General features: G+C 39.4%; 11 protein-coding genes and 1 pseudogene. 11 read left to right on the forward strand and 1 reads right to left on the reverse strand.

The genetic code is table 11. The annotated features are described in order from the left end of the window. Window positions 1–529 precede the first annotated feature (529 nt). On the forward strand, window positions 530–1,060 hold the full coding sequence (gene sigK / locus AC0YN7_RS05050) for an RNA polymerase sporulation sigma factor SigK (RefSeq protein WP_475809114.1): 531 nt from the start codon (window positions 530–532) through the stop codon (window positions 1,058–1,060). Between the two features lie 1,000 nt (window positions 1,061–2,060). Continuing rightward, the gene (locus AC0YN7_RS05055; protein WP_475808856.1) at window positions 2,061–5,975 is read left to right on the forward strand and encodes an NACHT domain-containing protein; all 3,915 of its coding nucleotides are present in this window, start codon (window positions 2,061–2,063) and stop codon (window positions 5,973–5,975) included. On the opposite strand, the gene AC0YN7_RS05060 is transcribed toward AC0YN7_RS05055, so the two are convergent. Next, window positions 5,956–6,189: a hypothetical protein gene (locus AC0YN7_RS05060; protein WP_475808857.1), complete on the reverse strand. Its 234-nt coding sequence runs from the start codon at window positions 6,187–6,189 to the stop codon at window positions 5,956–5,958. The two genes, AC0YN7_RS05055 and AC0YN7_RS05060, sit on opposite strands and share 20 nt — an antisense overlap. A gap of 738 nt (window positions 6,190–6,927) precedes the next feature. Between AC0YN7_RS05060 and AC0YN7_RS05065 the strand changes: the two genes are divergently transcribed. The 9 genes and pseudogenes from AC0YN7_RS05065 to AC0YN7_RS05105 all read left to right on the forward strand — a co-directional run bounded on the left by AC0YN7_RS05065 (window position 6,928) and on the right by AC0YN7_RS05105 (window position 22,819). Further along, a complete protein-coding gene (locus AC0YN7_RS05065; RefSeq protein ID WP_475808858.1) occupies window positions 6,928–12,723 on the forward strand; it encodes a P-loop domain-containing protein in 5,796 nt (1,931 codons plus the stop codon). Window positions 12,724–12,943: 220 nt separating this feature from the next. Further along, window positions 12,944–13,126: pseudogene (locus AC0YN7_RS05070) on the forward strand (hypothetical protein). Window positions 13,127–14,221: 1,095 nt separating this feature from the next. After that, window positions 14,222–15,751 carry a DUF5050 domain-containing protein gene (locus tag AC0YN7_RS05075; RefSeq protein WP_475808859.1) on the forward strand — a complete coding sequence of 510 codons (1,530 nt, stop codon included), beginning with the start codon at window positions 14,222–14,224 and terminating at the stop codon, window positions 15,749–15,751. Between the two features lie 614 nt (window positions 15,752–16,365). After that, the gene (locus tag AC0YN7_RS05080; protein WP_475808860.1) at window positions 16,366–17,832 is read left to right on the forward strand and encodes an amino acid permease; all 1,467 of its coding nucleotides are present in this window, start codon (window positions 16,366–16,368) and stop codon (window positions 17,830–17,832) included. A 327-nt stretch (window positions 17,833–18,159) separates the two neighbouring features. Beyond that, window positions 18,160–18,561 (forward strand): nucleoside-diphosphate kinase, encoded by a 402-nt coding sequence (ndk, locus tag AC0YN7_RS05085; RefSeq protein WP_475808861.1) that lies wholly within the window; start codon window positions 18,160–18,162, stop codon window positions 18,559–18,561. A gap of 30 nt (window positions 18,562–18,591) precedes the next feature. After that, entirely contained in the window at window positions 18,592–18,756 is a 165-nt protein-coding gene (locus AC0YN7_RS05090; RefSeq protein WP_475808862.1) for a hypothetical protein, read from the forward strand. A 335-nt stretch (window positions 18,757–19,091) separates the two neighbouring features. Next, window positions 19,092–20,684, forward strand: coding sequence for a phosphoglycerate dehydrogenase (serA, locus tag AC0YN7_RS05095; RefSeq protein ID WP_475808863.1), 1,593 nt, complete (start codon window positions 19,092–19,094; stop codon window positions 20,682–20,684). A 143-nt stretch (window positions 20,685–20,827) separates the two neighbouring features. After that, a complete protein-coding gene (locus AC0YN7_RS05100) occupies window positions 20,828–21,571 on the forward strand; it encodes a YggS family pyridoxal phosphate-dependent enzyme (RefSeq protein WP_475808864.1) in 744 nt (247 codons plus the stop codon). 21 nt (window positions 21,572–21,592) lie between these two features. Continuing rightward, window positions 21,593–22,819, forward strand: a complete 1,227-nt coding sequence (locus AC0YN7_RS05105) for a benzoate/H(+) symporter BenE family transporter (protein ID WP_475808865.1) — start codon at window positions 21,593–21,595, stop codon at window positions 22,817–22,819. Window positions 22,820–22,951 lie beyond the last annotated feature (132 nt).

Raw genomic sequence — 22,951 nt, forward strand, 5'->3', positions numbered from 1 at the left:
TTTCAAGAAACATAACACAATGCACTAAGTCAACATCGAATGGAGTTATCTAAGTTACATTCCTTAGGTAGTAATTAAGTTTCTCAAGAACAGTTAACACAAGAACAACCGACAATAAATCAAGAACATCTGGTGGCTTTGATTCAATCCATAATTCATATTGATGAATCTATAAGTGGTGCGAGTTTGATTGATAAACTTTCAATGCATTCTGAAGAAGATGTTGAAGGACTCTATCGTTTATTGGATAATTGGAGTATTAAAGATGTATTAGTAGTTTTGGATGAAATCTTGTAATTTTAAATAGGCTCTCGTAAGACCAAGCTAAAGATGAATTAAAAACATTATATCGGTTATTAATTGATGATCGTTATTACAGTTTTATAGATGCAACGATTGTCCAGAAAGTTTTGAGTGAACCTTAGCAGGTAATCTATTCGAAGATACAGAACGAGCTTAATAATCAATTTGTTCTTTAGGGCATAACAACATGCTTTGTCGGACAATTAAAGAAAAGGAAACATAAAGAATTACATCGTTTCGTGTCCACAACGTCAAAAAATTCGACAACACAGGTGAAGATCTCGAGGACCTGATTTCTATCGGTACGATTGGATTGATTAAGGCGATCGAGAGCTTTCAAACGGGAAAAGGGACGAAACTCGCGACGTTCGCAGCACGTTGTATTGAGAACGAAATACTTATGCACCTTCGGTCTCTGAAGAAGACACGCAAAGACGTATCGCTTCATGATCCGATTGGCACGGATAAGGAAGGCAATGAGATTACGTTGATCGATATCCTCGGCACAGAGGCCGATGATATTGTAGACCGGGTGCAGCTAAAGATTGAAAAATCGAAAATATATAAAAATCTCGACATATTGGATGATAGAGAAAAGGAAGTTGTGATCGGCCGATTCGGTCTGGAGCATGGCGGGGATGAACGGACGCAGAGGGAAATTGCAAAGGAGCTTGGAATTAGTCGGAGCTATGTGTCCAGGATTGAGAAGCGGGCGTTGATGAAGCTGTATCATGAGTTTTATAAGGTGAAGAGGTAAGGATGACTTGAACTCAAGTTTTAAATCTGTACTTGTCGTTTGTAACGTTAAAGTTACGATAGCGATTTCCCGATGTTATAGCAATATCAGAGACCAAACGGTACTAAACTGTTTGGTTTCTTATTGTATAGACACTCCACACATGTGGAATGTGTAATATTGATGGCGCGAAAATAAAAGAATGAGCAGTGACAGATTCACTGATTCTCTAAATTATAAGATAAAAGAATTATGAAGAAATTTGAAGGATTAACCAAATGTATGTTGAACTATTGCATTATGAACTCCCTATAAGTTACTTCTACTTACTCTGTAGAAGTCCGCGGTGATACGATATGGAGAAGAAACTAATAACTGAGCAGGAGAGAAGTACACACCTTATTACTCCTACTATATTAAATGTAGGAAGGCTTCCTACCCAGATATGAGAAGTATACGTCATTACTAAAGGGCACAAAGGTATCTCCAGCTAAGCCCTCCAGCTGCTCACATGATCTAGAAAGGGGGGAGTCACTGATGCAGTGGATTCCTCCTCTGGAGACGTGGCACTCAACTTTCCGTAACAGTGGCTCTCACGCACCAGAATAAGGCGCATCTGCGATTTCGAGATTCCGTTCTGTTTCTTTCGACGAAAGCCTGAGAATGGAACGGAATAGCGCATCAAATTCTATTGGAGTGCCGAACACCGCAGCGGCCGATGGCACTTTCAGGCCTGGTCGCCGGCCGGGCAAGTGAATTACGATCTGTCTGTCCGGTTTGGTACTATTGTATTCATGGCAGCCTAACGGAAGAGATCCAGGTGAATAAGCTACGTTTCGCAAAATAAATCGGAGATATATCGGTGGGAATCACAGAGGGGACGGCTAACGCCTCTTATTTTTTATTCGATTATAGCAGGACAAGCTGATGTCAATAACATCGATTAAGTTATAAAAATTTACATTATGGTTCCAATTATGGAGGGAAATGAGTGTCTTCGAAAAGATATTGGAGTTTTTCCATGGATGGTTTTGAATATACTTCCAACGGTTATTTGGCTAATCCAGAGGGGTTTTCATTTATCTACACGAATAAGCCCTTATACACTTTGGATGAAATTTTTAATAATGGGGATGTTTGCACGATTTTATTAGGAGAGTCAGGGATTGGAAAGTCCAGCGAATTGATGAGGCTTAACCAGGAACTCAAGGAAGATCCTTATGATATCCAATATTATAACTTTGAGATCTATAACGATGTTGAGGAGTTCTTGGATGAAGATAGTTATAGGAACAATCGATTTAATAAGGATAGGCCCACGTTAATTCTGATTGACAGTATCGAAGAGATTTTTGGAGAAGAGAATGAGTATTTCCGTAAAGTATTAAAAGTAATAAATAAAAAACTTAAGAAGTCTTTTAATAGCCGGTTTAAATTAATGCTCACCTGCAGAACATCATATTGGGACGATTTTATCGAAAAACAACTGAACCATATATTGGAGGGAGTCAAGATTTCAACCTATTATCTGGGCCCGTTGACGCAAGAAAATGTTGAGACCGTCCTGCGTATGAATATGACTGACGTAGAAGCAAGCCGTCTGTTGGATAAAATAACGAAGTATAGATTACAAACCTTTGCAAGAATACCTATAATGCTGAATCTTCTGATCGAAACCAGTAAGGATGAGTACGATGAACATGATTTATCCCGTGAGAGGATATACAAGGTAGGTTGTACCAAGCTATGCAGCGAGTTAAATAAATATCGAAAAGGATATCCCCGTCAGGAAAGAAATACGGATAGAAAAATAGAAATTGCGCAATGGATAGCTTATATGACTATGCTGAGCGAAAAGAAAACGATATGGATTGAAGAGGATTTTATTAAGAAAAAACATGGCTTGTATTTGAATGAGGATTTGGAAAATGAAAAATACACTGGAAACGAAATAACTCGGGTTCTGAACTCGAATCTGTTCATCAAGGTTGGTGTGAACGGCTACAGATGGGCGCATATGTCCTATGCCGAATATCTATGCGCATGTTTTCTAGTTCGGCATCTGGAAGAGAAACAAATAGAAAACCTGATTTTTCATAAAGTCGCCACCGAAAGAGTCATTCCAAAGCTTAGGGAAGTTGCAGCATGGCTAATCGGAATAAATTATTATGGTGTCCTTGTGAATAAAATGATCAGAAACGACCTCAGTACTGTGTTTTTATCGGACCTCAGCAAGTATTCGACTGAAATAAAGAAAGATTTTATACTGCAGAATATTATTTTATGCGGCGAAGGCGAATTCAGGAAAATCAGATATTTGGATAAGCATATTTATCGTACTTGCGAATTTGAAGGGCTAAGGAATGTAATAACGGAAAAACTGGACTTGCTGGATCATTTCTACGATAATTTCGGGAACAAGGAAGTAGCAAACCAAGTTATCGATAGGATCTATGAAACAGATCGGTATCCATATAGCAGATCTTTGTTGATCTCTGAGGATATGACTTCAGTATTGCTGGAAATTGGAATGTTGTGCGGTTATAGGGAGAACATTGATAGATCATTGAAATATGCGCTTAGCTCTTTCAATATTGGGGAGTACATTTTCAATTCTTATTTAATCGTTACAGATAAGAGAGATATAGATAAATTATTCAAAACGATTGCTAACAAAAAATATGAAGAAGAATATGGTGTACGTGCAATCAGTGGCGAGTTTGTCCTAAATTTAATTTATGCATTGGGTGAAGAAAAAGAATGCTTGCAAATTCTGGATATTGTCAGAGACTACTATTCGGAAATTTATAAAGACGCTTCGAACAATAGACTTCTTCATTCATTAGATTCAATACTAGAGAGGATGTCTTTTGAGGATTTGTTTAAATGGATCAACTCGAACGTAAATGGGGCGGATCATCCATTCTTCAAACGAGTAATCAACTTAATGCTGGTGCAAATAAACGCTACTCGGTTCGACCAAGCGATTAAATTGACTGGTCTGCTTTTAACCAGAGATATTGAATTCGAATATAGCGCAAGCTTTAGAGAGTGGTTTAAGAACAATTATAACGACTTATCCAATATATTCAATGAAGATGAAATGAAAAAGTTAAATCGTAGAATAGCTAGTGGTAAACCTGATTCCAGTAGTATAAGTAGCGAAGCGTTGCCGAGCGAAAGCAAGGCTGATTTTAAAGAAAATATTATTATCGAACAATGCCAATTGATTATTGCTGGGGAAATTGAGGCATGGGGGCAATTAATTGAAACGTTACTTCACAAGATTAATTCCAATAAGGATTTTCTAAAGGTATTTATATATGGATCTGAGAGAAGGAGTATATTGAAAAAAATTCATTGGGAAAAAATGGAAAATAAAGATTTGATTTTGAAAGCTGCCAAAAGCTACTTCTGTAAGTACAGTACTGAAAACATAAGACATTTATCACACAGCTGTGGTCTCGAACACGATATTCTTCTAAACATCCTATTGAAAGAAGAAAATTTATTCTTTCTGAATGTTAGTGAAGCGATTCTTGTCAATTGGATCGGCGATATCATTCAACTTGAACCCTATAATGAATTTTTAATTGAAGTTCTTATGAAGAAAGCTCCTAACAAAGTAATCGAAGTGATTAAGTCAAATGTTGTTGGCGAGCTAAACTCTAACAGACATGATCGTAATTTTCATAAAGTTTTAAAAAAGGTATGGAGTGAAGACATCGCTGAACTGTTATGGAGTTACTTTTTGAATAGCCAATTAGGGTCAAATAAGAAGAAAGGCATTTTTGAATTCTTGTATCAAGTTGAAAAACTGGATTCCATCCGGATTTCGGAGGAGATATTTGGAAGAGAAAGTGAAAGCGACATTGAGTTGAAGCTAATCATGTTAAATACATATTTTGTGAACGGAAATACAAAAGCTTTTGAATATTTTTTGAGTTTATCCGATACAATTAAAGGGTTTACGGTGAAATTCGTTAAGTATTTGAATAGAGAAAATTTTTATTTCGAATTCTTGAATTCATTTTCGAAACAAGAAATTTTCGAATTATTTTTGCGCCTCAAAAGCAATGAACAGAAGTTTATCGAGGATTATATAGAAGAACGTAATAACGAGAAAATTTTTGAGTTCAATGAAGACATGGCATTCATCTCCGCTAAGCACGATCTAGATAAAATAAAAGAAAAAATTCTGTATAGATTAGTTAGTAAATATGAAAGTGATTCGCTGGCCTATTTACACGACCTTAGCGTTAGATTTCAAGGGGACCGGGTGGTCAAGGAATTATGGGATTCACACTCGGAGGAGTATCTGGAGAAGAGTTGGAACGGTATAAAGGTTCAAGAGTTAAGGCAATTGGTGTTAGGTCCTGTAGATGTACAGGGACCATCTTACAACTTGTTCGAGCATGTTGTGGATTCATGTCTGAAACTGCAAGGAGTATGGAATCACAGAAATCTTTCTGAAAATGATAGAAATACTTTTGTCGTACAATTATTGAGTCAAACCGGATATATTGTCAGAGATCAAACCCTTTGGGGAAAGTCGAATACCGGTAAAAGGCCCGGAGAAGTCGATATCATGATTGTTAATAAAAGAGGAACTCCAATTTCTATTATTGAAGCGTTGAATATGAATTCTTTAAAGACAGACTACTTGGCCTTGCACTTGAACAAGGTTTTTGGCTATGATTTAAATGGTCTTCAAACCAACTTTATTATTGTCTATGCGAAATCCAAAAGTTTTTCGGAGTTCTGGAATAAATATTTTAATTATATCAATAATCATAAATACCCGTTCGAAAATATTGAAACAAAATTGATTGACGAAAAAAAATATGCCAATCTGAGAGTGGCACGGACGAAACATAACAGAAATGATATGGAAGTGTACTTATATCACATTGTTGTCAATTTATATGACGAATGAACATTGACGTATAAGCTGCCTTAGCAGCAATCGACCAGAACATGATTACGACAGGCGATGTGGGCAGATCCGAAAGGAACGGTTGATAGGGCAGTTTGACGGCTAATATCATACGGTCATCTACAGATTGACGGCCAGCACATATTCCATGCTGTGGCATCCGCTTGAGTTCGACAACGCGGATGCCTTGGACGAAAACCATCATTAACGACATAGATATAACATCTACAAGTGATACTATTTTTTATTGCACAACAAGCTCAACTAAAATTCGTGCTTAATATTAATGCAGATAAGTTGGTAAAAGGTATGGGGGTAAACAAGGAGTTAACGGCGACAGTTTCTTCAAAGCAACATATAATCAACGATCCCCTAAGTCTTGGACAAACAGTGTTTAGGAGCCTAAGCTCACATTGGATTTTTAGATTTTCTAAGGGATTATCCTGGAATGACTATTGGAACATCGTGAGAAAACGCTAATATTTTGATATGGATATTTAAATTTAAAACAACAGTTAAAGGATCACCAGAGATTGAGTTGGATGGCAGAATTGTTATCCATTTTAACCTAGATTCCCGGAATGTATAACGATGTCAATCTTAAAATACCGTAATTTCAAGGGTTTAAAGCAAATTTGTCCATAGATTCATCGTTATAATCCAATAAACTATAACAAGGGAACTTTGTAGTATTTATTCGGCATTTCGAGCTTCCTCTTTATACAATCTAGGAACTTAGGCTTTAAATTTGGAAATCCGTTGTCTGCGGGGGCGTAATTAGCTGCCTATATTTATATCAATATTAAGTAGGCTACACATGTGGAGAGCATAATTCTGATGACGTATTGTGGTTTGGAAGAGGTTTTGGGGCAAATGAGCGAAATATGTATTTTATCATTCTCCAGTAAGACATAAATATGAATATCAGGTGAAATTGATAGGAGGGGATCATATGGGATTATCAGATGCCCATAAGGGGTATGAATACCAAGACTTAATAACTTCATATTTTATAATTAATGACCTCCTTAAAGGAAATTCTTCAGAGTTTAAAGTTGACATCAAAGAATACGATGATGATAAATTCGATGATCTTACCGTGATTAATAATAATGAGGTAGTCAAACGACAGATCAAGTATAGTGATAATAAAACGGTAGAAAAAGATGATTTCTCATCCATAGGCTATGATCTTGCACTAGATGTACTATATAAGTCGTGGGAAAAATTGGATTCCGAAAGAGATGTATCGATAAAAATACTCCTTGCATGGGATTATAACAATGATCTTGATTTTTTAGAAGAGATAGGAACAAGCAGTGATTTTAGATCTACCAAAGTGAAACAATATATGATTAATATAGATAAAATTTGGTTTGAGGATGAAGAAAGTCCCGTAAGTTCTTGGAGACGGTTAAGAAACAATGTGACAAATATATCGAGGGATAATTTCAAAAAATTTCTCCAAGACTTGAAAGTAGAGCTATGCCTACCAAAAGCAAGTTTAGATATAGTAAATAAAGGCGAAATGGAAAGGATTACTGTCGAGTGCCTTCATAATTTTGGCGTAGGAACTTATCCGAACCATGAAATCTCTCCAGAAAGTGTTCTTTTGAAGTTGATGAATCTAGTTAAGAATGCAAGGGCTAACCAGAGAACGCTAAAAACGGATCAAGTAGTTAGTGTATTAGGTTTAGTTGTTGGTTATGGAAACATAGAGCAACTATTTCCTCTTGATTCAAACAGTAATATCTATGACGAAAATACATTTGGAGAATTCTACTCAAACATCTGCAAGAACAATAAGACTTTATTAATTGGTGAGCCAGGATCTGGGAAATCGTGGTTTGTTACTAATTTTATCGAGTACCTTAATTCACAAAAGGTTCTATTTGCTAGGCATTATTGCTATACAAGTTTGGATGATATATTTTATACAAGTAGAATCACTTCTGAAATATTCATGGCAAATCTGATTAAAGATATTATGCTGGTCTGTCCAGAGTTAAAGGAAATAAAGACATCGAAGTTTGGTGTTGACGAAAATGAACTTCAATCACTAATTGATCATATGGATAAAGAGATTGTCTTAATAATAGACGGACTTGATCACATCGAGAGGATCAAGTCATCTCATGAATCTACCATCAGGGCAAATAAGACTGATATCATAGAGATAATCAAGAGAATTAATGTCCCTACAAATGTGAAAATTATCGTTGTATCACAACCGGTTTCAGAAGTATTAGAATTATGTGAGCAAAACTATACGCTCACCGAAATTGAAAACTGGGATACAAATACAATTGGTGGATACCTTGAAATTAGAGGTATTGGTAAGTATGAAGAAGTAGGTGAAGTGTCATTAAGTAGTTATTTGTTTAATAAGAGCAATGGCAATCCTTTGTACGTTACTTATTTGGTCAATGAACTTTCAAAATCCAATGTTCTAGATTCCTGGATGGATACTCTTGTTTCAATTCCAGACTATAATGATGATTTAAAGGGTTATTACGACTATTTGTTAGAACAGATTGATGAAGATCATAAAGTAGTATATGCATTATCTGGAGCATCTTTCTATTTGAGTATTGGAGATCTGAAAGCTATAACTGGTTTAGGCAATTATGTTGAAAAAAGGATAAAGATACTACGCAGCATACTTAAGGAAAGTGCTGTAAACGGTGGATTCATAATTTACCATGAAAGTTTTCGACGATATATACTAGAATTGCTTGATTGTAATGGGCTCTCAATTTATGACAATATATATAAAGACCTTATCGTGTGGCTAGAGAGCACAGGTGTATATAGCAATATTAAGGCGTTCAACAATTTATTCCGGCTGTTATATGAATCAGGCCGGTATGATAGTCTATTGGAATATGCTAACGTTGAGTTTGTTAGTGAAAGTTTCTTTAGGGGTTATGGAATTAATGCAATTAAGAAAAATTCGGATTATTTTGTGAAAGCAGCGACCAAGAAAAAAACATTTTCAAAATTGGTGGTGCTTTCAGAGTTATCCAATATAGTATCGAATGCAGAATTCGAATATGAGATATACGAGGAAAAGTACTCAACATGCATTGGACAAATACATGGATTCCAATGGTTAAGTGAAATGCTTATCTACGAAGGAAAAGCGAATATGCCTTTGAAGGAAGGATTGAGGGTTTGCTACTCCTGCTCACGTAACTTTGTTACTCCACCGTGGAAAAGATACATAAATGGAATGCTAGAGAAGAATCAATCCCACAAAAACCAAAATGAGGATGAACGAAAAGAACAACTGAAATATTTAACCGCTGCAGCGATTGATATGGATAAGAACCAAGATGTTGTGATTCGTTATGCGACTGATAGTGAATATATAGATTACATGATAATTGTACTGGATGAGTATGCCCACCGAGGCAGGTTAGATGAACTCATCTCACTTCTTACAGATATGGAATTAATGGAACAATGGCGTGGGTTGATAGAGGGGACTGACCAAGGGCGGTTAAATGAAGAATATGTAAAAGATATTCTCAATACAATCAAAACAGCTGATAGTATTTATGGTGATACAGAAAGTAAAGTTAAATACTTAGTTGCAAATGCTACGAAGATTTATGAAGCATATTCTTGTGATGTAGATGCACTGGTTGAAGAAATCACTGATTTAAGTTGGTTTCACAATTGGATTATCTTTGTTTTGCAAGCCTGTGTGCTTGAGAAAGAAAGCGAAATCAAGGGGGATGAATTAGTAGAACTTTATTCGAATCTAACTAGGGTAACAGCGGTAGCAAATCATGGTATACGCACCATGGACTTATATGGTCTAAGACAAGAAATTTATGATACTATCCAGAAACCATTGAGAAGTGTCATTTTATGCAAGACTGAATGGGATAAAATCCTTAGTATCATTGTTGAATCTTCAAGTGATACAATGGTAACTTTTCAAAATGCAATGATGGGTCCATTAACGACTGATAGGTTATTTGAACTGGTTACAGAGATATCGAATGACGAAAACTATGACTTTGTGTTAAAGCATTTTGGTGAGGTGACTGAAGAGCAGAAGACAAGAAGAATACATATGGATTTAGCCGATTATTATATGCAGAAATCCATTTTCCTGTATAAGAATAGAAATGAACAGCAGGGAATCCATGAATTTCGCAATGCTGTAAGAATGATAATGTCATATGGCCAACGTAGAGATAGAACACTTAGTAGGTTAACGGATACAGTCGAAGACATTTATGGCATAGATTCAGAAAAAGGAAGAAAGTGTATAAAGCGATTAGGTGCAATGTCCGTTGCGGTAGTAAGGCAAACTGATGGAAAAGAAACAAGTGATTATCAGAATGAGTGGTCACAATTGTTGTGTAAATATGAGCCGGAACTGGCATTGAAGAAATTCATTGTAGATTCGGAAGTTTATAAACGATCTTGGATATGTGAGAATACACTAGAGACGATACTTACTGATTGGCTAACACCAAAGTACTCAAGAATCGGGAACGCACTGTTTAAGTCTATGCCCAATAATAGTAGCAGTGATTTTATACAGGCTTACCTCAATAATATTGCCTTGATAGACAATGAAGAAGAGGTGCTTTTGGCAAGAATTTCCGTTATTGATCTAATAAGCAAATTTAATTTCAACGATGATGCATATGAAGTCGAAGAACAGTTTATAGAAACTGTAACATGTTTATGTGAAAAATATGGTATTGATTGTAATTTGATTGAATCGAAAGGGTATCCAGTGACATCTTCTGCTGATGAAGATAATCACGCCCAAATCTCAGAAACGTTTAGTGATAAAGATATAGCTGGGAATAACGTATATGAAGTCTTAGGCTTTATGAAATCATACGGATATTCTGAAGAGGTAAACAGTGTTGTTAAGACATATCTGGTAACTAAGGAAGAAGTGTCGCAAGAGGTTAAGTTTGTTATTAATCAACTTGTTGATTTTGCTTTTGAAAGTCCTACATCTAGAAAGTATTCGAATATTCAAGAGAGAGTAATTTGTCTAGGGGAAATGGAAGAAATTATAGATAGTGTAAGGGCGTATCTCAATCTACGAATCTATCTTACTCAAAAGGACGGTTGGTACCATAAATATAGTAGTTATGGGTTTTTTACGAAGGCTTATGATCTAGATGAAAAGTTGACTATTGATTCATACTTTGAGTATTTTGGTAGTATATACAAGCCTTTTGAAGGCATTAACGGACTATCGGACAACATAATAAAAATGCTCTCAGACCTTGATGACTGGCGAGAAGAAGTTCCAGCGTTGTGGGACTTAGTTTACGACGTTATTGATTTACGATTGAGTTGCAGAGTAGAGATTGAATGGGCGGAAATTGAAAGGGAATTTGAAGGATACTGCATAGAAGAGTTGTTGTATCATGTATTATTAGCGAGATTGCGTTATGGAACAGCAGATATACATAAGTCAGTTTTTGCTTCTCTGGAAACACTACTTACGCAAGATTCAGAGAGGATTATGTTTATAAGACCATTTAAGCGGGTTTTGACGAATCATTCTAAGTACATTAATTTGAGTATTACTATGTTGATTCAGTTAGTTGAAGATATGTACTCTTATGTGGAAAGAGAGGAATATCAATTAGTGGATCTTGAAGATTACATTTGCATCAATGTATATGGAGATGATGGATTCCTATTAAAGTTCTTGTCGAGTGGCGAGATGGAGGAAACAGTAAAACCAAAGGTTCAGACTACTGATCAAGGATTTAATGATTTTATTCTGCGAGACTTCAAAAGTATAGACCCAAGATATAAGTTGCTTGAAGATAGAGGCGTATCGGTTGATGATTATATTCTGGGATTCTTCAGTGAAATTCATAGTGAAAACAATATGAGAATTTTATCTGACACATATATGGACAACGTATCTAGCTTGTTGATGGATAATATCCAGATCCATAGTGATTACCTAAAGGCCATTGGGAATGCGGTAATAAATTATTTATATTGCGGAAAAGAAGTTGGGAATGTTTTTGCAAGATTGAGAAGTCTTGAAGATGAAGAATACTTTTATCACAGTATTAGGGAAGATGTATTACTGCTGAATGCAATTAGTAATTCAGGAATAGCAAGGCCTAATGGAATCCCACACCCGACGGATGTTATGGATAGCGTGTCTAGTGTAGATGAAGAGGACTGGGTTAGGTTAGCATATATTGAAAGAGAATATGTGTATACGGAAGATTTATGGAGATCTAAGCGTATTGGTGATAACTGCAAGATTTTCCAGACATGTTCTGCTGTGGGTTTCGGTAAAAGTAAAAGGCTGCCTTTATATCATGATTCCTATAGAGGTACTGTACTTGATCATATATATCCTAAATATATGTTTAATCCAGTGGGTCTTAAGGGTAAAAAGACCATTGTTTTTACAGATGCGAGTATAGGATATAACCCATTTCTGACATATTATCGATATGATTATTTAGCACTTACTTTTGAAGTTCTTAGTTTATTGGAAATAACAATGACAAGTACCAATAAAGGATTGATTGGAACGGATTCAGAGGGGAAATGCGTTCTTAAGTATCAAAATTGGTGTACGCATAAACATTTGACTGGTGAACAGGAAAGAACTCCAGTATTAAGAGGAAGTCAACTCCTTGTATCAAAAGAGATTTTTGACAAGTTAGTAAGTGAAATTGGACATGAACCATATTGTCATACCGCACGTGAATTGATTTTTGGCGAATAAGTTTACGGATAATGTTATGAAGACTATTTCATATTTGGGTCATTATTGTCACACTCTAATCTTCGATTGGATGTCCGGATAGGTTACGCTTGGTGGGACAGTTAATTTAAGGTCATGTAAAATGAGTTTTTTAGTCAAGCCCAATATAAGTTCGAATAAGCTTTTACATGTTTGTGCTTGTGTAATAATCGAATTAAAGGGATCCGGAACGGTGAAACTTTTGGAACAAATCAAAGAATTGCAGAAGTTGATAAAGCTTACAGGCGATCGTACAAGGCTGGATGCAAAAGCAAACAACACTTAGATTGTGTTTAGGACAGCCGACGAACAGATTGTCAGGGAATATCCTGACGGAAGTATTGTTCCTGCTTCTGATACGGAAGGTAGAGACACTCATGAATAATATCCTCGTTACACAGGCGGCACCAAACTGTTTTGAAGGAGACGCATACCCCACTTGACAAGGCAGTGACCTTGTTGGAATTTATAGGAATAATCATATTTTTAAACATGGTAACAAGTGAGCAGTCTATTTTGTCATTGATGCAAAATAGACAACATCTGCGAATGAAACGTGAATATGCAGTTGAGTTTTGTAGTAGATATTACAAAAAGAAAATATTCCTGAAGGCTATCAGCTATGTTTTAACGTTATTTATTGTAGAAGCCTACAGACAGGGTTTTCAGCAGTGTAAGCTCGCCTTCACCATGTAAAGTCCGACCTCACGAGGTCAGGCTTTTGTTGTATCTTAAGAAAGTAGACTAAATATTTACTAAACCAAGAGGTAAAGTTGAGCTGAAAGTTGATACGTCGATTCGGGTCTTTATGCCTCAGCACTTACATTTCATTATGTGATGGAGGAACGTGAATCAAGATACTATAAAAATAAAACTAAACTCTTGAATGCTTTAATTGTAAAAAAAGGTACAAGGTATTCAATCTCTAACACTGACAACATTGTGAATTTACATCGGGTTGTGTCCACAACGTCAAAAGGTTAAATGCGACAAGCCGATTACTATGTAAATGATGGTAAGCGATGGATACATAGAGTTTCAAGTTCTTGATTCTAAGGATTTTAGCAAGGTGTATGTTGACTTTATTTATTATGTTAGCAATAAGATTTCTCAAACAAACGCTACTATCAATTGACAAATTACATTGTGCCAAGACGACAAAAACTTCACCAATGGTTCTTTTATGATAAATGCTAATTTCAATATGGCATATCTATATTCTATCACAGGCTCTTATGCTCCAGTAACATCTGCAAATACTAACTCAGTCCGTCGTGGGGTGTTTAACACCGTTCGTACTAAAGTAACTGTCAAGATGGATAAGTCAGTGGAACTTCATTAGGAAGGGATTTATGGTTATAACCATAAATAGAAATTACGTAAAACTAACCCTAGATCAATAATTATCAAATAAAAGAATGTTTGTAACTTTTTACCACTACCCGACGTTTAAGTTAAATAGAGAGGAGATGACGCAACAATGAGAAAGAAATGGACTGGATATGTGATTGCATTTTCATTATGCGTAGGCTTGTTGGTGCCAGCGGGACAAATTAAGGCCGCAGATGCAAGCGTAAAGGTTACTCTGCCAAATTTTGAGGTGATTCTAAATGGTCATACGGTAGAAAATCAGTACAGGGAATATCCACTTCTGGTTTATCGCGATATTACCTATATTCCGATGACCTGGAATGATACCAGAATGCTTGGTTTGGAGGCAAATTGGTCGTCGGCAGCTGGCTTAAACATTAAGCAAAGCAAGGTAACCTCTTCGTATGAGCCTTACAAGTCCGAGAGTCGCAATAAGGCTACATACACCGCGAAGATTTCCACTTCGGCCATAACGGTCAATGGTAAGGTGATCAACAATTCAAAAGAACAATATCCGTTACTGAATTTCCGGAACGTTACGTATTTCCCACTGACCTGGCGTTTTGCTCATGACGAATTCGGATGGGATTACAAGTGGAAAGCTGCCAGTGGACTTAGCATTACGTCCCATAACCCGCAGCTGCAAACGGTTGGCCTTCCCGCATATGCTACTGATAACGATGTCGCCCTTTTTAAGGGGTATTATTATTTCGTTGAGACAAAAGGCTCGACAAACCATATCTATCGGGCTTCTGAAAAGCAGCCGTCTTCAAAGGAAGAGATATACTCTTATACCTTCGACAAAGAAATGGAATGGGGGCCGGATGTGGTAACCTTTCAAATTCGCGACCATGCGCTGTGGTTTACTTATCATCGAGGTGAAGGGGTTATGGGGCATGACAACTTCTTGAAAATAGGTGATAACGGGAAAGCGGAGCTGTTACATGATGGATATCTCGATTTCCGCGATACGCCGTACGGAACACTAATCGTCAATAATGGCTCTGATAATGATTATGGGAACCTGTTTCTCCAGGAAGGTACCAATCGTAAGCGTGTGGGTGACCCTGACGTGAATTGGGCATATCATGCCGCTCCCACTGTCGTCGGAGATGATGTCTACGTGTTAAGTCATTTACTCGCAACTACCCCGAAATTCATCTATAGAATCAACCTGAAAACGAATAAGACAGAGAAGATCGTGGGCTCGCCAGTCAGCTTGTTCCGGATTGCTAATAACAAGCTTTACTATATCAAAAAAGATGAGAACAATGCGTTATATTCATCTACACTAGACGGGACAAATGAAATGAAGCTGTCCGAACATGCTGTTTCATGGTTTGACAGTATCGACGGCAACCTATTTTACACAACTAAGAAGAAAGAAAACCAATATGAGCTGTACAAGGTTAATTCGAACGGGGTAGACCCTCTTATATGGACATCGCCGGTCGCCAGTGTTCAAGTGTTAAATAATCAGCTCATATGCCAGCTTGGTGGTAGCGATGGCGTCTTAATATTGGACGGTTCAGGCCGCTTGCTGCTAAAAGTAGCGGATCCGATTGCGCGTGTTCTTACGTCCGATAATGGGATATTACTCCAAAACTCTAAGAATTCCTCTCTAAAAATTATTCGTTAAACGAAAATTGAATATTTTGTTTATTGGGTTGCCATTGGTAGATATTTGGGGGTTTATTCAACTACTTTTATATGACGAACAAGGCGTGCAAGAACGGGTTGAAACTATGAACAATTTAGTTGAAGAATCGAATCGTTTAAGTATATGAAGATCAAAAAGTCGAATAGACTTGAGAGATATAAATGTTTTCGTATCTTCAACTATGGAGACCTTGTGCATCGTCGGGCTGTTTATGATTATGAATAGTCTGGACTATTTGTAAGAGTCGAGTATAAGCGCTGAGTATAATTGGAAATCGTTGTTTTTTAAGCTGAATTGATGTAAAATCAACGATGGCTCTGATCAGGTTTGTGAAGCAGGCTGACGTGTGTTCGTTCACTTTTATTCTGATCACGCAATAAGGTACGGATAGCAGGTTTGCAATAAAGTCCTCCTACTAGAGGACTTTTGTCTTTTCTGGTGCTGCGGCTCATGACGGCTTAGGACTGTACGGTGAACCATACAAAAAGGGTAACACATTTCTGGATAAACTCGGAAATGGGGTATACTAGGGGAATAGCAGCGTTTAGTAATGGGTGTTGGTGCATTTTATCGTTTGGAGAGGAAAGAAACAGATGGACAACGAGAACAGTCAGAAGAAACAAGAAAAGAAGCAATTGGTACGCGGGTTGAAGGCCCGCCATATGACGATGATTTCGCTGGGCGGATCTATCGGAACGGGGCTGTTCCTCGCAAGCGGCGGCGCAATTCATACGGCGGGGCCTGGCGGAGCGCTGCTTGCGTATGCGGCGATTGGGTTTATGGTGTATTTTCTTATGACCAGTCTTGGCGAAATGGCGGCTTATATGCCAGTGTCAGGCTCATTCAGCACTTACGCGGGAAGATTCGTCGATCCGGCATTCGGTTTCGCGCTTGGCTGGACGTATTGGTTTAACTGGGCGATTACGATTGCCGCGGAAATCTCGGCTGCGAGTCTCATCATCAAATACTGGCTGCCCGAGTCGTCTTCATTGCTGTGGAGTGCCCTGTTTCTCGGTATTATTGTGCTCATCAATTATTTGTCGGTCCGGGCATTCGGCGAGTCGGAATATTGGTTCTCCATCATTAAAGTCGTGACGGTCCTTATTTTTATCGGCGTCGGGCTTCTGATGATTGTAGGCATTATGGGGAATCACGAAGCGGGATTTCAAAATCTGACGATAGGCGATGCTCCCTTCCATGGCGGCTTTATGGCGATGCTGGGCGTATTCATGACTGCGGGCTTCTCGTTTCAAGGAACGGAGCTGATCGGCGTTACCGCAGGGGAAAGCGAGAATCCGGAGAAAAATGTGCCGAAGGCGGTCAAACAAATTTTTTGGCGCATCTTACTGTTTTATATTCTCTCCATCTTCATCATCGGCACGCTGATTTCCTATCAGGATCCGATGCTGCTTAATGCGGATATAACGAATATAGCCGTAAGCCCGTTCACGATTGTATTTGAAAAAGCAGGCTTCGCCTTCGCGGCGTCGGTAATGAACGCGATCATTCTGACCTCCGTATTGTCCGCAGGCAGTTCCGGTCTATATGCCTCCACCCGTATGCTGTGGGCGCTGGCCAACGAGGGCAAGGCGCCTGGTTGGTTAAAACGCCTTGATAAACGCGGCATTCCAATTGCCTCGCTTCTCGTAACCTCTTTGGTCGGGACGCTTGCATTTCTTGCCTCACTGTTCGGGGAAGGGGTTGTCTATATTTGGCTGCTTAACGCTTCCGGCATGTGCGGATTCCTCATCTGGCTTGGAATTGCGATTAGTCATTACCGGTTCCGCAAAGCGTTCGTCGTTCAAGGTCACAGTATGGACGAGCTGCCTTACCGAGCTAGATGGTTTCCGTTCGGGCCGATCGTAGCGTTTGTCATCTGTTTGATCGTGATTGTCGGTCAAGGTTATTCCATGTTCCGAGAGGGGAATGTCAATGTGTATGGACTAGTCGCGACGTATATTGGGCTTCCGCTGTTTGTCGGAGTGTTTATTGGATATAAAAAGAAGTATCGTACGCGCGTTATTCCGCTTCAGGAGTGTCGGATTAAGGATGAATACTGATCTTTGTCGAAGGTGGTACGCTAGGACCGTATTTAATGCCCGCATATTAGTGTCGTTTATGTCCATACATTTGTTTCATCATAAAATAGTTGAATAAAGTTTTAAAGGCAGCCGGTCAGAACGACCGGCTGTTTTTCCGTTAGAACAACGTACAGATGTTTCTGCAGATAGAGTTATTGTTTAACCGAAAGAGTAAAGGTATATGGAATACGAGGACGCGCAGTCATTGCACGTCCTCCCAATTTTCATCAGATAATGTGATTTCTCTCACAACCTAATCATCAGCTATTCTGTAAAATGATAGATATGAAGAGGAGGAGGAATAAGATGAACGAGAAAGCATTCGTGATGATTAAGCCTGATGGTGTAGAACGAGGATTAATCGGTGAAATCGTAAGCCGATTCGAGAAGAAAGGACTAAGAGTCATAAGAGCAGAGCTTAAATCCATTACGACAGTTATCGCACAAACTCATTACGGCCATCTTAAAAGCAAGCCCTTTTTTGATGAACTTGTAGCTTATATTACATCAGGTCCTGTATTCGCGATAATCGTTGAGGGTAAGGCAGCAGTACAGAATGTTCGCTCCTTAATAGGACCGACGAATCCTGCAGAGGCGCCACCCGGCACCATCCGCGGGGACTATGGTCTCGATGTGGCTCAAAACATTATTCATGGTTCCGATTCTATCGACAATGCAAGTCGTGAAATAGATTTGTTTTTTCAATAGCAGATTACAACATCTTAGGAGGTAATCGATATGACAGATCAGAATAGACATGCCATTATTACAAAGTATATGATTCAATACTGCTACACCTGTGAAAAGGCACTTGAATGCGATACGGATGAAAAATGTATTGCTTGTTGGGAAGCTAAAGGGCTAGTAAAAAAGGGGGAGCTTCAAGAGCCTTTAACGATATAAAAGCTGCTTTTGCTGTACGCGCAATAACATTGGCCGAAGCTACATACCTATAGTAACAAGATAAGTAATGCCAGACATGATACGTAATGCTAAGTAGGCTCTCTAAGGGCCTGCTTTTTTCATGCTTCCGAACGACACCCTGAGTTTGAAGGACACCCAGGAGGCTATTTTGGATTGCTAAAATAGGACGTTTATGGATATTCATAAGCAATCCATCCATTGTTATACTTGCATAGTGTTCTCGATACATGTAATTTTGTTAAAACTTGGTATCCTCTGCCGTACAAAGCCACAACTTGAATATCGTACAAGTTAAACATAGAGGAGGAAGAAAGATGTTTAAAATTTTGGTGTCAGATCCCATTAGTGATTTTGGATTACAGCTACTGACAAACGCAGAGGATGTGGAGATCACAAAAATATCGGGGCTAAGCGAAGATGAGCTAATTTCGATCATCAATCAATATGATGCGTTGCTCGTCTGTTCTCAGACGAAAGTGACTCGACGTATTATGGATGCCGGTGTCCTTTTGAAAGTTATCGGCCGCGCGGGAGTCGGCGTTGACAACATTGATTTGGACGCTGCAACGAGCCAAGGGATTGTTGTGATCAATGCACCAGACGGGAATACAGTAACGACTTGCGAGCATACCTTTGCCATGATGATGGCATTGGCTCGGCATATCCCGCAAGCCTATGTCAGAACAGTTGCCGGGGTGTGGGATCGTAAATCATTCCTTGGCGTTGAATTGCGAAACAAGACACTCGGCGTCCTGGGACTTGGCCGTATCGGGATTGAAGTGGTCAAACGCGCGGCAGCGTTTGGTATGAACGTTATCGGCTACGATCCCTTTATGTCGGAAGAACGTGCGATAAAACTGGGTATCAAGATGATGACAGTAGATGAAATCGTGCGAACAGCTGATTTCATGACCGTTCATACTCCACTAACAAGCATAACGCATCATATGATTGCCAAGCCGCAATTCGAAGTCATGAAACGGGGAATGCGAATTATCAACTGCGCCCGTGGGGGGATTATTGATGAGGTGGCCCTTATGGATGCGCTCGACGAAGGGATTTTGGTAGGTGCTGCTTTTGATGTGTTTGAAAACGAGCCGCCAGCACCAGATCATCCTTTCTTTAAGCATCCCAAAATTATTGTTACGCCGCATTTGGGAGCATCGACCTTGGAAGCACAAGAGAATGTAGCCATCGATGTTTCCGAGCAAGTCATCCATATTTTGCGAGATGAGCCGTTTAGAAATGCAGTTAATATACCAGCCATTCCAAGCGATCTGTTGAACAGATTACAACCCTACTTTACATTGTGCGAACAACTTGGAAAATCGCTTGCTCAAATGACCGATGGTGCAGTACTCGAAGTTACGGTGGAGTGTGCAGGCGAACTCGCTGACCTGGACACATCACCGTTGATTCCATATGTGCTCAAAGGCGTACTTTCTCACCATCTCGTGGCAGAACAAGTCAATATCGTTAATGCCATTCATTTGGCGAAGCAACGTGACCTTAACCTTGTAACTCAAAAGTCATTATTACCCCAAAGTTCGTCCAGTGAAATTACGATTCGTATTAAGACGACGATAGAGGAGAGATGGGTGACGGGGGCTGCGCTGCCTGGAGTAGGGGAACGTCTTGTTGGAATCGGTCCCTATCCGGTTGATATTCCTCCTGCAGGACATGTGTTGCTAATTTCACAGATGGACAGGCCAGGAATCATTGGTCGTGTTGGAACATTGCTTGGGGATAGCGGCATTAATATCGCCACGATGCAAGTGGGTCGCAACGAAATTGGCGGTTCAGCGGTAATGATTTTAAAGATCGATAAGAAGGCACCCAAAGACGTCATTGAAGTCTTATATGCGATACCAGAAGTTAGACGTGTTCGAGAGGTCGCTTTTGATTAACAATTGATCTAAAAATAAGCGTGCTGAATTTGAATATGGGTTGGTTTATATAATCTTATTGAATGTTTAAACACAGTCCAAAATGCGATACGCTTAAAGTGTTCACTAACAAACGCGGATAAAGAGCAGAAAGAGGGGAGAACATGGGCCATCTAGTCGAAGAAAATCTCGAAACCGTAAAGCAGCAGATGAAATTAGCCTGCCAAGGTTCAGGGCGCAAGATAGAAGATGTGAAATTGTTGTTGGCGACGAAAACCGTACCGCTTGAGAAATTACAAATTGCCATTCAAGCCGGCGAGGTATTATTTGGTGAAAACAAAGCGCAAGAACTTCGGGACAAATTTCCACTTATGCAGCAGTACAACCAAGTGGAATGGCATTTTATCGGCCATCTGCAAACGAATAAAGTGAAGGACGTTGTCAAATATGTTACGCTCATTCATTCTGTAGACCGTTTGAAATTGGGGCAGGCGTTGCATCATCATCTCGTCAAAGAGAACAAGACCATGGATATTTTGGTGCAAATCAATATTTCCTACGAAGAAAGCAAATTCGGTGCTTCTCCAGAATCGGCATTGACGTTGGTAGAACAATTGTCTCAGTATGAAGCGTTGAACGTTAAAGGCTTGATGACGATTGGGAAACTGGATGCCACGAACGAAGAGACTCGGCATTGCTTCCGATTATTAAAACAAATTCAAGCACGAATTATGGTGGAAAAATTTCCGCGTGTAGAAATGGATATTCTTTCGATAGGCATGTCCGGAGATTTCAAGGTGGCCATCGAGGAAGGAGCTAACATCATAAGAGTTGGGACAAGCGTATTTGGTCAACGTCATTTACCGGACGAGTATTACTGGAACGAACACGCCCGTCAGGATGATTAGGGGAGAGGCAGGAGAGTATTTATGAACACAACATCATCATCACTTCGTGGCCGCGATTTGATATCACCCACCATCGCAGCTTTAATATCTGTCATTGTCAACTATGGGGGTACCTTTATTCTCGTGTTTCAGGCAGCAAAAGTAGCTGGTTTGAGTCCCGAAACGACCGCTTCATGGATATGGTCGATATCCATTGGTGTGGGCGTAACCGGTATATGGCTAAGCTACCGGTACCGTGAACCGATCATTACCGCTTGGTCGACGCCAGGTGTGGCGTTTCTCGTTTCCGCGCTAGCGGTAACCCCCTATCCGGAAGCGATTGGCGCCTATATCATCTCTGCTTTAGGATTTATTATTTTGGGGTTATCAGGAATGTTCGAGCGTTTCGTTCGGCTTATTCCCCCAGGCATTGCTTCTGGGCTTCTGGCTGGAATTTTATTGCAGTTTGGCATCTCAGCCTTTGGTGGCGCGAAAGTTGACCCATTACTTGTAGTGGTTCTGTTTGCTGCCTATATCATTTTAAGAAGGTTTACCTCCCGGTATGCGATCGTCGGCATTTTGTTAATCGGACTTATTTATTTGATTAGCACAGGGAAAACAGATTTCAGCAATATGAAATTGGCGTTCGCTTCACCGGTATTTGTCTATCCGGAGTTTTCTTTTCATGCTTTATTGGGCGTTGCATTGCCGCTGTTTATTATAACATTGACGGGACAATATATGCCTGGAATGCTTGTGTTGCGAAATGACGGATTTAAGACAAGCGCGAATCCGATTTTGACCGTAACGGGTTTAGGCTCGCTCCTAACAGCACCCTTCGGCTCATCTCCCTTTAATGTAGCAGCCATTACAGCGGCGATTTGTACAGGAAAAGACGCACACGAGGATTCGAAAAAACGTTATATTGCAGGCATTGCCTGTGGCATCTTTTACATTACTGTTGGCATATTTGGTGTGACATTGGCTGCGCTTTTCCTGATCCTCCCTGCTACCTTCATCGCCACGTTAGCGGGACTAGCGTTACTCGGCACAATTGGCGGAAGCCTCGCCAATGCATTAACAGATCCGAAGGGCCGCGAAACAGCACTGATTACGTTTTTGGCAACAGCAGCAAATGTAACCTTACTTGGAGTCGGGGGTGCATTCTGGGGGCTTGTCGCAGGCTTGGCGGCACATCTATTGATGCATGGTAAATTTGATAAAAAGCAAGACAGTGCGAGTGTCGTTCAACCAACTGGGGAGAAATAAGTAGCCCGTCATTCGAGCTGTTCGGGGGTTAGGACTACTCATTGGAATTGAGTTTGATGAGCCTGTTGCGCCATGCCAAGCTTATACGTAACCCATGATGAAATGGATAAAGCCTATGTCATGTGCTGAGCA

The organism is Paenibacillus sp. J31R122, assembly GCF_056269185.1.